Consider the following 12,852-nt stretch of genomic DNA (forward strand, 5'->3'; position numbering starts at 1 on the left):
CAACGATGACGTCCGGGCCGATGTGCGGGGTATGCGCCGCTCCGCGACCCCCCGGGAGGCCCCACATCCTTCGTGCTGGGCGCACTCTCACCGTGTTCGCGCCGGTCGCGACGCCTTCCCGTGGCACGATGGGCGCGTCCCTTCCCCTGATTCCCGCGGAGGCAACGATGGCCGAGAACCCCAGCGGCACCGCCGAGGACGAGAAGGTGCGCCTTAAGCGCCCCGCGATCATGTACATGATCAAGCGCGTCCTCAGCGAGTTCGGGCGCGACGGCGGCACCGACCAGGCCGCGAAGCTCACGTACTTCATGGTGCTCTCGATCGCACCGATGCTCCTGGCCGTGTTCTCCCTGGCCGCGCTCGTGCTCTCGAGCATCAAGGATCAGATCGCCAAGCTCGTCACCGATGCCGTCATGAACTCCGGTCTCGGCCAGCAGCTCGGCGACCCCGACACCCTCAAGACGCTCGTGAACACCACGCTCCAGAGCCTCATGGGCAAGGCCTCCGGCGGCATCATCGCTCTGGTCATCGGCATCGCAGTGGCCCTCTGGTCCGCCTCGGCCTACGTGAAGGCGTTCTCCCGGGTCGCCAACCGCATCTACGAGATCCCCGAGGGGCGCAACCCCGTGCGCTTCAACCTCGGCATGCTCGCGGTCACCGCGGGCCTGGTCATCGGCCTTCTGGTCATAGGCATCTCCTTCATGCTCAACGCCACCATCGCCGAGAGCCTGCTGCGGCCGATCGCCGAGCCGCTGCACATGACCGGCTTCGTCGAGTTCCTCGTGACCTCCTTCCTGCCGATCTGGGCGTGGCTCAAGTGGCCCGTCATCGTGGTCCTGATGTTCGTGCTGGTCTCGGTGCTCTACTGGGCGGCCCCGAACATCGCCAAGCCCTTCCGGCTGATCTCCCCCGGCGGCGTCTTCGCGATCGTCGGCATCGCGGTGGCCGCGGTGGTCCTCTCGATCTACATGAGCACCTTCGCGAGCTACTCGAGCTACGGTGCGATCGGCGGCGTGATGGCGATCCTGTTCGCCCTCTGGGTGATGAACATCGTGATCATCCTGGGTGCCGAGGTCGACGCCGAGTACGAACGCGCGAAGGAGCTGCAGGCGGGCCTGCCCGCGGAGAACGGCTTCGAGGTGCCGATGCGCGGGGAGAAGGGCGCGGAGAAGAAGGAGGCGAAGTACGAGAAGGTCGTCGACGCCGGCCGCGACCTGCGCCTGCAGAACCTCCACCGCGACCAGGACTCCTACACCGGCGAGAACGCCCGCATCGTCCCACGGAACCCCACGGGCGCGATCCCTGCCCAGGGCGACGAGGACGCCGAGGACTCCACCGCCGCGGGAGACGGCGGCGAGGACCGAGAGGAACCCTCCGGCTCCTCCGATGCGGCCGACGGCGCGGACCGCTGACCCCGTCCCCGCTCCGCCCCCGGGCGGATCCGCTGCGGCGGGCTTCCTCCCGCGGTCGGACGCCCGTTCGGTCCCGGGAGCCTAGGCTCTGGCCATGACCATCTCCCCGCCTCCCGAGGGCCGGACCGCCCTCGAGCCGGTGGACCCGCCGCCGAGCCGGCTCGACGCGCCCTTCCGCTGGCTCGCCACGCATCCCCAGATCGTGGACGGCGTACTCTTCGGCGGCATCGCCCTGCTGCTCGTGCTGGGATCGCTGCCGCTGGTGCCGTCGATGTCCGTGGACGGCTGGCTGATCTGGTCGATCCCGATGTTCATCGCCGGGGCGTTCCTGCGCACTCGCACGGGCTGGGCGGTCCTGGCGATCGCACTCCTCGCCATCGTGCACTTCGTGCTCGGGATGGTGCTCGTCCTGGGCGACGTGATGATCTTCTACGCCCTGTACTGCGCGACCGTGCACGGCCGCGGCCGTGTGCCGACGCTCGCCCTGATCGGCGGCTTCGTCGGCGCACTCATGCAGTCCGTCGCACTCGCGTTCGTGCTCGGGAACGGGGAGGTCTGGTACCTGCAGATCATCGCGAGCATCGTCGTGTTCATGTTCGGATGCGCGCTCGTGCTCGCCACCTGGGCCACCGGCCGCTACCAGAGGGTGCGCGTGGACCAGCTGCGCATGGCCCGCGAGGCCGCCGCGCAGGCCGTGCGCGAGCGCGAGCAGCGCACCCGCCTCGCCGTGGCCGACGAGCGCGCCCGCATCGCCCGCGAGATGCACGACGTGGTCGCCCACTCGCTCTCGGTCATCATCGCCCAGGCCGACGGCGGACGCTTCGTCGCCTCCCAGGACCCCACCAAGGCGACCGACGTGCTCGAGACGATCGGCAGCACCGGCCGGCGCGCCCTGGCCGACATGCGCAGCCTGCTGGGCGTGCTCCGCAGCGACGAGGCCCAGGACCTCGGCCCACAGCCCGGCCTCGCCTCGCTCGACGAGCTCGTGGCGCAGGTGCGCGCGGCGGGCCTGGCGGTCGAGCTCACCCAGGAGGGCGAGGTCTCGGACCTGCCCGGACCGATGGGACTCACCCTGTACCGGGTGGTGCAGGAGGCCCTCACCAACGTCATGAAGCACGCGGGCCCCGGGGCCTCCGCCCGGGTCTCCCTGCGTCGCGACGACTCGCTGCTCTCCCTGGACGTCGAGGACGACGGGCAGGGCGTGGACCCCCAGTCCGACGGGCTCGGGCACGGCCTCACCGGCATGCGCGAGCGCGTCAACATGTTCCGCGGCACCCTGCACACCGGTCCGCTGCCCGCGGGCGGGTACCGGGTGAGCGTGCGCATCCCCCTGAACGGAAGGACCCGATGATGTCACCGGAGCACACCCCCGAGCAGACGCCGGACCCGGCCTTCGAGCCGTCGGCCGATCGCCCCCTGCGGATCGCCCTGGTCGACGACCAGCCGCTCGTGCGCGCCGGATTCGCGATGGTCATCGACTCCCAGAGCGACCTCGAGGTCGCCCTGCAGAGCGCCGACGGCGCCGAGGCGGTCGAGCAGCTGCGCTCGCATCGGGTGGACGTCGTGCTCATGGACGTGCGCATGCCCCGGCTCGACGGCATCGAGGCCACGCGGCAGATCCTCGAGGAGGCCCCGGAGGGCAGGGCGCCGAAGATCGTGGTGCTCACGACCTTCGACATCGACGACTACGTGATGGCGGCGATCCGGGCGGGCGCGAGCGGCTTCCTGCTCAAGGACGCCCAGCCCGAGGAGCTGCTCGCGGCGATCCGCACCGTGCACCGCGGGGACGCCGTGATCGCTCCGTCGGCCACGCGCCGCCTGATGGCGCAGATGGTGAGCACCCCGCCGCCCGAGGACCGCGACGACTCGGTCCTCGAAGCCCTCACCGAGCGCGAGCGGGAGGTGCTCGCCCTGATGGCGCGCGGCTTCTCCAACCAGGAGATCGGCGCAGAGCTCTTCGTCGCCGAGGCCACCGTGAAGACCCATGTGGGCCGCGTGCTCGCCAAGCTGCATGCCCGCGACCGCGTGCAGGCCGTCATCATCGCCTTCGAGTCCGGGCTGGTCACGCCCGGTTCCTGACCCAGTCCGGAGCGGCGTCATACCCAGGGCGGAGGGTCCTGCCCGACCGCGGTCGGGCGGCGTGCGGGGCAGGGGCGACCGGGCGCTGACGACGCGCCCCCTGCAGCGCGGAGAGGATCGTGATGTCCCGCCGCAGCCGGGACGCCGTCGCGAGGGAACCGCCCTCGCCCCGACCCACGGAGGAACTCCATGCACTCCCCCGCTCCTCACCACCGGGCCGCCGCGGCGGACCCCTCCTCGGCCGACGCCCCGACCTCTCCAGCCTCCCCTGCCGCGCACGCGGCGACCGCGACCGGTCCCGAGCCGGCGACGCCCGAAGCCGTCCTGCGGGCGCGCGGTCTGCGCAAGTCCTACGGGAGGGGCGAGAGCGTCGTGCGGGCGCTCGACGGCGTCGACGTGGACATCGCCCGCGGAGGGTTCACCGCGATCATGGGCCCCTCGGGCTCGGGGAAGTCGACGCTCCTCCACGTGCTCGCCGGTCTGGACGCGGTCGACGCGGGCTCGATCGAGATCGACGGCACCGAGATCACCGGCCTCGGCGACGACGCGCTGACCCGTCTGCGCCGCGACCGCATCGGCTTCGTCTTCCAGTCCTTCAACCTGCTGCCCATGCTCACGGCGGAGCAGAACATCCTGCTGCCGCTCGACCTCGCCGGCCGCCGCGCGGACCGCGCCTGGCTGGACACCATCACCGGCGCCTTCGGCATCGGCGACCGCCTGGACCATCTGCCCTCGCAGCTCTCGGGCGGGCAGATCCAGCGCGTGGCGATCGCGCGGGCGCTGGTCACCTCCCCCGCCGTCGTCTTCGCCGACGAGCCCACGGGCAACCTCGACTCGACGACCACCGAGGAGGTCCTGGACTTCCTGCGCGTGAGCGTCGACGAGTTCGGGCAGAGCGTCGTCATGGTCACCCACGAGCGCGACGCCGCCGAGCGGGCCGACCGCATCATCTCCTTGGCCGACGGCCGCGTCAGCGCCGACGAGGTGCTGCGATGAGCCGCCGCATCCGCCTCACCCCGCCCCGCAGGCATCTCGCGGCGCTCATCACCGTGGGCCTCGCCAGCGGCTTCGTCGCGATCATGCTCATCGCGGCGAACCTCATGACCACGTCCCTCTCCGCGGGTGTCGAGCAGCGCTATGCGGGCGCTGACGTGGTCGTCAGCGACGAGGACCAGGACGCCGGGTCCGCGCCCGCGGCTCCCGACGTCCCCCACGCCCGCGCCGTCTGGCCCCAGTCCGACGGGTACACGCAGCTGGACGCCGGCTCGGGCCGCACGGCCTTCCTGCAGCAGCAGAGCGATCCCCCGCACGAGGTCGAGCCCCTCGAGCTGGCCTCCGGCCACGACGCGCGCTCCGCGCACGAGGTGGTCCTCGACCAGGCTGCCGCGGAGCAGCTCGGCGTCGGCGTCGGCCAGAAGGTCGAGATCCCCGCGGAAGCGCGCACGGACGGCAAGCCGGGCGACCTCGAGCTGACCGTCTCCGGCATCAGCGCGAGCGGCACCGCCACGGCGCTCGGCGGCACCCCCGTCGTCCACGTGAACTCCCACAACCAGGACGTGCTCGCTGCTCCGGGAGCGACCAGCACGTGGCTCGCGGCGCTGGAGCCGGGCGCCGATCCCGATCAGGTGGTCTCCGCGCTGCAGGAGGACTCCCTCACCGCGCTCACCGCGCAGCAGGCGATCGACGACGGCGTCTCCCAGGTCATGCAGGGATTCGGCGCCCTCGCGATGGTGTTCGTCGTGTTCGTCGTGATCGCCCTGGTCACGAGCGCGGTCGTGGTGGCGAACACCTTCGCCGTGACCCTCGCCCAGCGCACCCGCGCCCTCGCGCTCCTGCGCACCCTCGGCGCGACCCGCCGTCAGGTCGCCCGCACGGTGCTGCGCGAGAGCGTCCTGGTGGGGCTCCTGGGCGCGGTGATCGGCACTCTCGGTGCGCACCTGCTCGCCCAGGCGCTGCTGGCGGCCGCCGCCGGGGTCGGACTGCTCGACGGCCTGCTGGTCGTCCCGGTCACGCCGCTGTCCCTGCTCGTGCCCGTCGTCGTCGGTGTGGCCCTCACGGTCCTCGCGGGGTTCGGCCCGGTGCGGGCCGCCGTGCGCGTCGCGCCGCTGCAGGCGCTGCGCCCTGCTCCCCCGGCCCTGGACCGGCGTCTCGGGGCGCGCGGCATCCTGAGCCTCACGGCGGTCGCCCTGGGGCTGCTGGCACTGGTCGGGGCCGTCGCGGTGTCCTTCACGGGCAGCGTGGGCCTCGGCGTCGCGATCGGGCTCCTCGGCGGGGTCGTGAGCTTCGCCGGACTGCTCGCGGGCCTCGTGGTGCTCACGCGCCCGCTCACCCGCTTCGTGGGCGCGCTCGTCGCGAGGATCGGCGGACTGCCGGCGCGGATCGCGGGCGCGAACACCTCGCGCAACCCGCGGCGCAGTGCGGCGACGGTCGCGGCTCTGCTCATCGGCACCACGCTGATGACGATGATGGCCGTCGGCGCGCGCACCACCGAGTCCACGCTCACCACGGAGCTCGACAGCCGCAAGCCCATCGACTCCGTCGTCACCGCCGAGAAGCTCCCCGACGACGCCCTCAGCGCGGTGTCGGAGGTGCCCGGCGTGGCCCACGCCTCCGAGACCGAGCACGGGGACGTGGAGGTCGGGGCCGACGAGCCGATGACCCTGTACGCGGCGACGCCCGCGCAGATCCGCGAGGACTCCCATCGGCCCGATCTCGCCGACTCCCTCGAGGACGGCACCGTGGTGCTGGGCGAGGAGCGCGCGGAGACCTTCGGAGTCCACGACGGCCAGGTGCTCCAGATCGACGGGGCCGACGGCGCCTCGCACGAGCTGCGCGTGAAGGTGGACTCCAACCTGCAGATGTCGATTGTCTCCCCGAGCACCCTCACGGCGCTCGTCGGGAAGGACGCGCAGCCCGCCCTGTTCGTCGCGTTCGCCGAGAAGGGCTCCGCGGCGCGCGAGGGCCAGGACGCCATGGGCATCGTCTCCGGCGTCCAGGACGTCCTCGCCGAGCACGGCGCCCCGGACGCCCAGGTCGACGCCGCCGGCGTCGAGCGCGAGATGTACGGGCAGATCCTCACGGTGCTGCTGGGCATCACCCTCGCGCTGCTCGCGGTCGCCGTGCTCGTCGCCCTCGTCGGCGTCGCGAACACGCTGAGCCTCGGGGTGATCGAGCGGACCGGGGAGAACGCGCTCCTGCGAGCCCTGGGCACGACGCGGGGCCAGATGCGCGCGATGCTCGCCTGGGAGGGCCTGCTGCTCGCCCTCGTGGGAGCGGCGGTCGGGATCGTGCTCGGCTCGGTCTACGGGGTCCTCGGGATCGCGACGATCCTGGGCGGGCAGTTCCCGCTCCAGGTCACGATCCCGTGGGGGCAGATCGCACTGGTCCTCGGGCTCGCGCTCGCGGCGGGCCTGCTGGCCTCGGTGCTGCCGGGCCGCCGTGCGGCGCGCACGGCTCCCGCGCAGGCTCTCGCCTCGGCCGACGAGTAGTCGGGAGCGCCCCGGTGACCTCCGGCCCTCGCGGCGTCAGCCGCGGGGGCCGCGTCCGCCCTTCGCCTCCTCGTCGTCGAAGGGCAGCGGGGTCGCGCGCACGAGGGCCAGCAGCACCACGAAGGTCGCGATCGCCAGCAGCATGCCGATCCCGCCCACGACCACGATGGCGGCGCGCAGCATGCTCGCGGCGACGAGCGCCTGGAACAGCTGCCAGGTGACCCCGAAGCCGAGCCCGAAGCGGCCGCGGCGCGAGAGGGAGAGCGCTGCGAGGCCGACCGCGATCGCGAACAGCAGGATGAACACGGCCAGGCCGATCGCGAGGGAGGCGCCGACGTCCTGCGAGCCGACCCGTGTGATCATGAAGCCGCCGAGGAGGAGCAGGCAGAGCGCCTCGGCGCCCAGCAGCACGGTCCCCAGGCGCCGCACGCCGGGTCGGTCCTCCGTCGTGGCGGGGCGCGGAGCGCCCCCACGGGGCGAGGGGGACGGAGATCCGGAGGAAGCCATGTGCTGCACTCTATCGACGCGCCCCGCAGCGGGAGCGTCCCGTAGCAGTCCTCGGGCGCTCACGGCGCTGTGGGAAGTGCCACCCAGGTCGTGCCCGTGCGCTCTTGTCCCCCACCGCGAGGCCTCCGACAATGGAGGGAACCCAGGATCGGCCGCCTCGGCATCGGTCCGCCCGTAGATCCGTATCGCCTTGCCGAAGGCGACCACCTGCCGCGCCGTGGCTCCCGAGCCGCTGCGGGGTGACCGGAAAGTGAGTAGCAGATGGATTGGCGCCACCGCGCGGAATGCCTGACCCAGGACCCCGAGCTGTTCTTCCCGATCGGGAACACGGGTCCCGCGATCACCCAGATCCAGGAGGCCAAGGCGGTGTGCCAGCGCTGCGACGTGATGACCTCCTGCCTGAAGTTCGCCCTCGAGTCCGGCCAGGACTCGGGCGTGTGGGGAGGCCTCTCCGAGGACGAGCGCCGATCCCTCAAGCGCCGCAACGCGCGCGCTCGCCGCGCCGGCTGACCCGGCCACCGCAGCTTCCACGACGGGCGATCCCTCCGGGGGGCGCCCGTCGTCGCATGTCAGGACGCCGCGGGGACCGTCGGACGCGGTCGGCCGACGGACACCGCCTCAGGCGTTCGCGGCGTCCACGCTGACGGGGTCGAGGTAGACGTCGATCGTCGCCCGGGTGCCGCCCTCGGGGCGGTTCTCCCAGTCCAGCGTCCCGCCGAGCTCTCCCTGCACGAGGGTCTGGGCGATGTTCGTGCCGAGCCCGGTGGGCTGGGCGGACTTCATGCCCGCGCCGTCGTCCTCGATGTGGATCACCAGGTGGCTGCCGGTGCGCTCCGCGCGGATGGTGAGCGTGCCGCCGGTCTCCGAGAGCCCGTGCTCCACGGCGTTGGTCGCGAGCTCGGTGACCACGAGCGCGAGCGGGGTCGCCTCCTCCGGTCGCACGGAGCCGACCTTGCCGACGCGCTGGGTGCGCACCTCGACCTGGTGCGGGTCCGTGACGTCGGCCCCCTCGCGGTGCACGGTCGCGCTCGCGGCGTCGACGGCGAGGCGCAGGCAGCGCTCGATGACCTCGTCGAAGAAGACGGCCTCCTCGCTGCCCTGCAGCATCGACTCGTGGACCAGCGCGATGGTGGCGACCCGGCGCTGCGCCTCGGCGAGCGCGTCGCGGGCCTCGTCGCTCTTCATCCGCCGCGACTGCAGGCGCAGCAGGGCGGCCACGGTCTGGAGGTTGTTCTTCACCCGGTGGTGCACCTCCCGGATGGTCGCCTCCTTGGTGATCAGCTCGCGCTCGCGGCGGCGCAGCTCGCTGACGTCGCGCACCAGGATGATCGCGCCGTCGCGCTTGCCCGCGGCGGTCAGCGGGATCGCTCGCAGCGAGAGGGTCCCGCCGCGGGCCTGCATGTCCGAGCGCCAGGCCGCGCGCCCCATGAGCACGAGCGGCAGGGACTCGTCGACGGGGGCGCGCGTCTGCAGCAGCTCCGTGGTGAGCTCGGCGAGCGTGCTGCCGGTCATGTCGCCGGCGACGCCGAAGCGGTGGAAGGCCGACAGCGCGTTCGGCGACCCCCAGATCATCACGCCCTGCGCGTCGAGCTCGACGATGCCGTCGCCCACGCGCGGCGCACCGCGGCGCGGGGGGATCGGAGCGCCGGCGATGGGGTAGGCGCCCTCCCCCATCATGCGCAGCAGGCGCTCGCCCAGCTCGTGCTGGCGGGTCTCGTTGCGGCTGGGCTCGCCGGCGGGCACAGGGGCCTCGATGGTGAGCACGCCGATGGTCTGTCCCTCGTGGCGGACGGGGGCGAGCTGGCGCAGCGCCTCCTGGCCCTCCCTCATCACCACGGCGGGCTCGAAGTACGGCTCCTCGCCGTCGAGGACCGCGCGCACCAGAGGCTTCTCCTCGGGGTCCGCCTCGATCCCCACGGGATCCTCGTAGTAGACGGTGGCGCCGGTCGACGGCCGGCAGTGCGCGACCGCGAGCGCGCCGGCGGGGATGCGGACCCACAGCACGAGGTCCGCCCGCAGCAGGTCCGACAGCAGGGCCCAGTCCCCCACCAGGAGCTGCAGCCATTCGGAGGTCTTCTCATCCATGTCCGGCACGTCGGAGAGGTACTTGGCGAGGCTCGGCATACGGCCAGGATATGTCCTGTGCAGGGGTGCTCGGCACGGGCGACCGGCCCCGGACTCCCACGCAGGCCGGGCCGATGGGGGCCAGGCAGGGACAGGGCAGAGACGAGGCAGGGACGGGGCGGTCGACGGACCGGCCCACCTGACATAGTGGGAGCATGCGCCTGAGCGAGAACCTGAACCTGTCGATGCCGCCCGAGGCGGCCGCGGCCATGTACGCCGATCCCGCCTACACCCGGATCCGCGGCCGCACCCTGCACGCGGAGTCCGCGACGTCGGAGGTGGAGGGGGATCCCGCCGGCGCCTTCACCGTCACCACGCATCTCGAGCTGGCCACCGAGGGCATCCCGGACATCGCCCGCTCGCTCGTGGGCAGGAGCGTGAAGATCCTCGAGGTGCAGTCCTGGCAGGCCCCTGCCGAGGGCGGTGCGCGCCAGGGCACCATCGAGCTGACCGTGCAGGGAGCGCCCGCCTCGATGCGTGGGCATCTGGAACTGCGGCCCGCCGGGGAGAACTCCGCGGTGAGCATCGACGGGGAGTTCACGGCGAAGGTCCCGCTGCTGGGCGGCCGGCTCGAGAAGGCCGCGCTGCCGTACGTGACGAAGGTGCTGCGGGCCGAGGAGCGCTCGGCCGAGGACTACCGCAGCGGCGCCTCCGCGTAGTCGATCGCGGCAGGCAGCTCGCTCGCGTCGAACCAGAGCAGCGCGGGGTCGGTGTCGTCGACCTCCGCGGCCGCGGCGTCGAGCTCGGTGGCGTGGGCGCTCGCGACCACGAGAGTGTCCTCGCGGGCGAGGCGCAGCCCGAACGCTCCGCCGTCCTCGCTCGCGTCGACCAGGGAGCCGTCCGGCACGTCGCCGGCGAGGACCAGCGCCCGCATCCGCGGGTCGATCTGTGCCAGCGCGCTGAACACGGCGTCCTGCAGCGCGTCGTACTCGAGCTCCTCGACGTCCTCCTCCGCGCGCTCGGCGCGGGCGGCGTCGGAGACGCCCCAGACGGGACGCCCCGTCTCCAGGACGATCCGCGCGGCGCCGGAGCGCAGGGCGTCGTGATCGGCGGGTCCGACGGGCGCGAAGATCCTCATGGCGCTCATCCTGCCACGCCGACGCCCGCGCGCTCAGGGTCCGCCCCGCCCGCGCCGGCGCCCTCCGCGCCCGGGTCGTCCGCACCGGCCGTGCTCCCCGCATCCTCCACGCCGACATGCTCCGCGCGCACCCGGGCGGCGAGGTCCCGCAGTGCCCTGCGCAGAGGGCTTCGCGGCGCCGCCTCCGCGAGCACCGCACCGTCCCAGGCGGCGCGGCGGCAGGTGGTGGCCTCCTCCGGGAGGATCGTCACGGAGGCGACGTCCATGCGCGAGCGCAGCAGCTCCTCGACCCTCTCCCCTCGAGCGGGCGGCCCCGCACGGTTGATGACCACGTGCAGCGGCCCGACGCCGATCTCGTCGAGCCGCTCGCGCTCCCGGACCAGTCGCGTGATCGAGACCGGGTCGGAGGAGACCACGGCGAGCAGCACGTCGGCCCGGCGCACGGCGCTCAGGGACGCCGCGCAGCGCTGCGGGGCCGCGGTGTCGTAGCTGAGGTCCTCGTCCTCCTCGAGAGGGGCGCCGACGTCCACGACCACGGCGCCGCCGCGGTCCGCGAGGGCCTCCCAGACGTCCTCGAGGGAGCTGCGGTGGACTTCCGCCCAGCGGGCGGGAACGCCAATGCCGCTGAGCAGGTGGAGGCGCCCGCGCACCGCGGGGACGAGCGCATCGAGGGTCTCGTCGTCGAGCGTCCCGCGGGCGGCGGCGCGACAGGCGGCCACGAGCCCCGGGGACTCGTCGAGGACGCCGAGCATCTGGCTGAGGGAGGGTCCGTGGGTGTCGGCGTCCACGAGCACGGTCTGCTCGCCGGCGTCGGCGAGCTCGGCCGCGAGGTTCACGGCGACGGTCGAGCGGCCCGGCGCGCCTCCCGGGCCCCACGTCACGATCAGCGGCGCCCGCTGCGGCGGGAGATCCTCGAGACCGTCGGCGGTGTCCTGCACCCACGCATCGCCGCCGGACTCCTGCTCCGACTCGGGCCGCAGGGCCCTTTCGCAGGCCTCGAGCAGCTCCTCGACGTCGGCCGACGCGTCCACGACGATCCGCAGGCCGAGCGTGGTGCGCGCCGCCGCGCCCTCCTCGCTGCGCAGCCCGACGACGCCCGCTCCGCCCCGCAGCATCTCGGCGGCGGCCTCACGGTCCAGGCCCCGCACCGCGAGGTCGATGACCACGACGTCGCCGATGCCGGCGGCCACCACGGCCGCGGTCTCTGCGAGATCGGCGCAGCGCCGCACGATCCGCGCCCTTCCGGAGGACCCCCGGGCCACGTCGTGGACGATCCGCACCTCGTCGCGCCCGGAGGCGCAGAGCACGATGTCGATCATGACCCGACCCCCTCGTCACCAGGCACGCCGATGATGTCCATCCTGTCCCCCGATCCCAGGGCCTCGAGCACCTCGGGGAGGTCGTCGGCCGGGACGAGGACCTCGACGCTCATGGACCGCATGCCCAGGGTGCTGCCCTCGAACACGCGGCGCACGGTGGCGCCGTCCACGAGCTTCTCCGCGAGGGCGTCGCTGTCCTGCTCGTCGGCCGCCGTGCGCCAGAGCTCGACGGGACGGCCCGGGCTCACGGAGTCCGCGACCGCGCTGTCGACGGAGATGACGACGGGGCGCAGGTCGCCCCCGCCTCCCTGGCCGATCGCGGAGACGGGCAGCAGCTCTCCGGAGTGCACGGACTGCAGCGCCGTGGAGCCCTCCGGGATGTCCCCGGGCGAGGAGGCGTAGCGCCCGGACTGGTCGCCCAGCCGGACCTCGGCCGTGGTGAAGGCGTCGGATCCGATCTCATCGCCGACCACCACCTCGTCGCGGGCGACGAGCACCGTCGTAGTCGCCGAGGCGCGCGAGGCGAGCAGGGCGCCCAGCAGCACGCTGAGGACTACCAGCAGGATGCCGACGATCAGGCGCGGATCCTTCCAGCGGGGTCGGCGCAGGCGCATGAGAGAAGGGGCAGGGGGCACGTGAGCTACCTCCGGGGAGCGGGCGGGGCCGGCGGACTCGGGGGATCCGACCCTCGAGCGAGAGGCTACGGCACTGCTCGTCCGCGCGCGGCCGACCGATCGATCCTGTGGACGACGCGGCGGCGCGCGGAGCACTGTCCGGCGTCCACGACCGCTCGTCCACAATGCTCAGGATTCGAGGGAGCACGGGTGCGACAATGAGGCCCTTCC

The 12,852-nt window shown here is 73.2% G+C and carries 12 protein-coding genes; 7 read left to right on the forward strand and 5 right to left on the reverse strand.

All coding sequences use genetic code 11. The annotated features are described in order from the left end of the window. Positions 1–167: 167 nt before the first annotated feature. From ACFQ53_RS04545 to ACFQ53_RS04565, 5 genes are all read left to right on the forward strand, one after another. The gene (locus ACFQ53_RS04545) at positions 168–1,412 is read left to right on the forward strand and encodes a YihY/virulence factor BrkB family protein (RefSeq protein WP_377855941.1); all 1,245 of its coding nucleotides are present in this window, start codon (positions 168–170) and stop codon (positions 1,410–1,412) included. A gap of 94 nt (positions 1,413–1,506) precedes the next feature. Continuing rightward, the gene (locus ACFQ53_RS04550; RefSeq protein WP_377855943.1) at positions 1,507–2,763 is read left to right on the forward strand and encodes a sensor histidine kinase; all 1,257 of its coding nucleotides are present in this window, start codon (positions 1,507–1,509) and stop codon (positions 2,761–2,763) included. Then, a complete protein-coding gene (locus ACFQ53_RS04555; RefSeq protein ID WP_377855947.1) occupies positions 2,763–3,491 on the forward strand; it encodes a response regulator in 729 nt (242 codons plus the stop codon). The genes ACFQ53_RS04550 and ACFQ53_RS04555 overlap by 1 nt, the downstream gene beginning before the upstream one ends. 189 nt (positions 3,492–3,680) lie before the next feature. Further along, on the forward strand, positions 3,681–4,487 hold the full coding sequence (locus tag ACFQ53_RS04560) for an ABC transporter ATP-binding protein (protein ID WP_377855951.1): 807 nt from the start codon (positions 3,681–3,683) through the stop codon (positions 4,485–4,487). After that, entirely contained in the window at positions 4,484–6,979 is a 2,496-nt protein-coding gene (locus ACFQ53_RS04565; protein WP_377855954.1) for an FtsX-like permease family protein, read from the forward strand. The genes ACFQ53_RS04560 and ACFQ53_RS04565 overlap by 4 nt, the downstream gene beginning before the upstream one ends. A 36-nt stretch (positions 6,980–7,015) precedes the next feature. On the opposite strand, the gene ACFQ53_RS04570 is transcribed toward ACFQ53_RS04565, so the two are convergent. Further along, positions 7,016–7,486, reverse strand: a complete 471-nt coding sequence (locus ACFQ53_RS04570) for a hypothetical protein (protein ID WP_377855957.1) — start codon at positions 7,484–7,486, stop codon at positions 7,016–7,018. A gap of 261 nt (positions 7,487–7,747) precedes the next feature. On the opposite strand from ACFQ53_RS04570, the gene ACFQ53_RS04575 reads away from it, so the two are divergent. Then, entirely contained in the window at positions 7,748–7,996 is a 249-nt protein-coding gene (locus ACFQ53_RS04575; protein ID WP_152354364.1) for a WhiB family transcriptional regulator, read from the forward strand. 108 nt (positions 7,997–8,104) lie between these two features. Here the strand turns inward: ACFQ53_RS04575 and ACFQ53_RS04580 are convergent, their stop codons facing one another. Then, on the reverse strand, positions 8,105–9,610 hold the full coding sequence (locus ACFQ53_RS04580; RefSeq protein WP_377855962.1) for a sensor histidine kinase: 1,506 nt from the start codon (positions 9,608–9,610) through the stop codon (positions 8,105–8,107). A gap of 155 nt (positions 9,611–9,765) precedes the next feature. Here ACFQ53_RS04580 and ACFQ53_RS04585 point away from each other — a divergent pair, with 155 nt between their 5' ends. Then, complete coding sequence (locus ACFQ53_RS04585) at positions 9,766–10,269, forward strand: DUF2505 domain-containing protein (protein ID WP_377855964.1); 504 nt, start codon at positions 9,766–9,768, stop codon at positions 10,267–10,269. Here the strand turns inward: ACFQ53_RS04585 and ACFQ53_RS04590 are convergent. The 3 genes from ACFQ53_RS04590 to ACFQ53_RS04600 are packed head-to-tail and all read right to left on the reverse strand — an operon-like array spanning position 10,245 to position 12,642. Further along, a complete protein-coding gene (locus ACFQ53_RS04590; protein ID WP_377855967.1) occupies positions 10,245–10,688 on the reverse strand; it encodes a DUF6912 family protein in 444 nt (147 codons plus the stop codon). The two genes, ACFQ53_RS04585 and ACFQ53_RS04590, sit on opposite strands and share 25 nt — an antisense overlap. A gap of 5 nt (positions 10,689–10,693) precedes the next feature. Continuing rightward, positions 10,694–12,007, reverse strand: coding sequence for a CpaE family protein (locus ACFQ53_RS04595; RefSeq protein WP_377855970.1), 1,314 nt, complete (start codon positions 12,005–12,007; stop codon positions 10,694–10,696). Next, a complete protein-coding gene (locus ACFQ53_RS04600) occupies positions 12,004–12,642 on the reverse strand; it encodes a flagellar biosynthesis protein FlgA (protein ID WP_377855973.1) in 639 nt (212 codons plus the stop codon). Before ACFQ53_RS04600 ends, ACFQ53_RS04595 begins: the two co-directional genes overlap by 4 nt. Positions 12,643–12,852: the final 210 nt, after the last annotated feature.

Origin of the sequence: Brachybacterium sp. NPDC056505 (assembly GCF_042794925.1) — a bacterium.
Classification (GTDB): domain Bacteria; phylum Actinomycetota; class Actinomycetes; order Actinomycetales; family Dermabacteraceae; genus Brachybacterium; species Brachybacterium kimchii.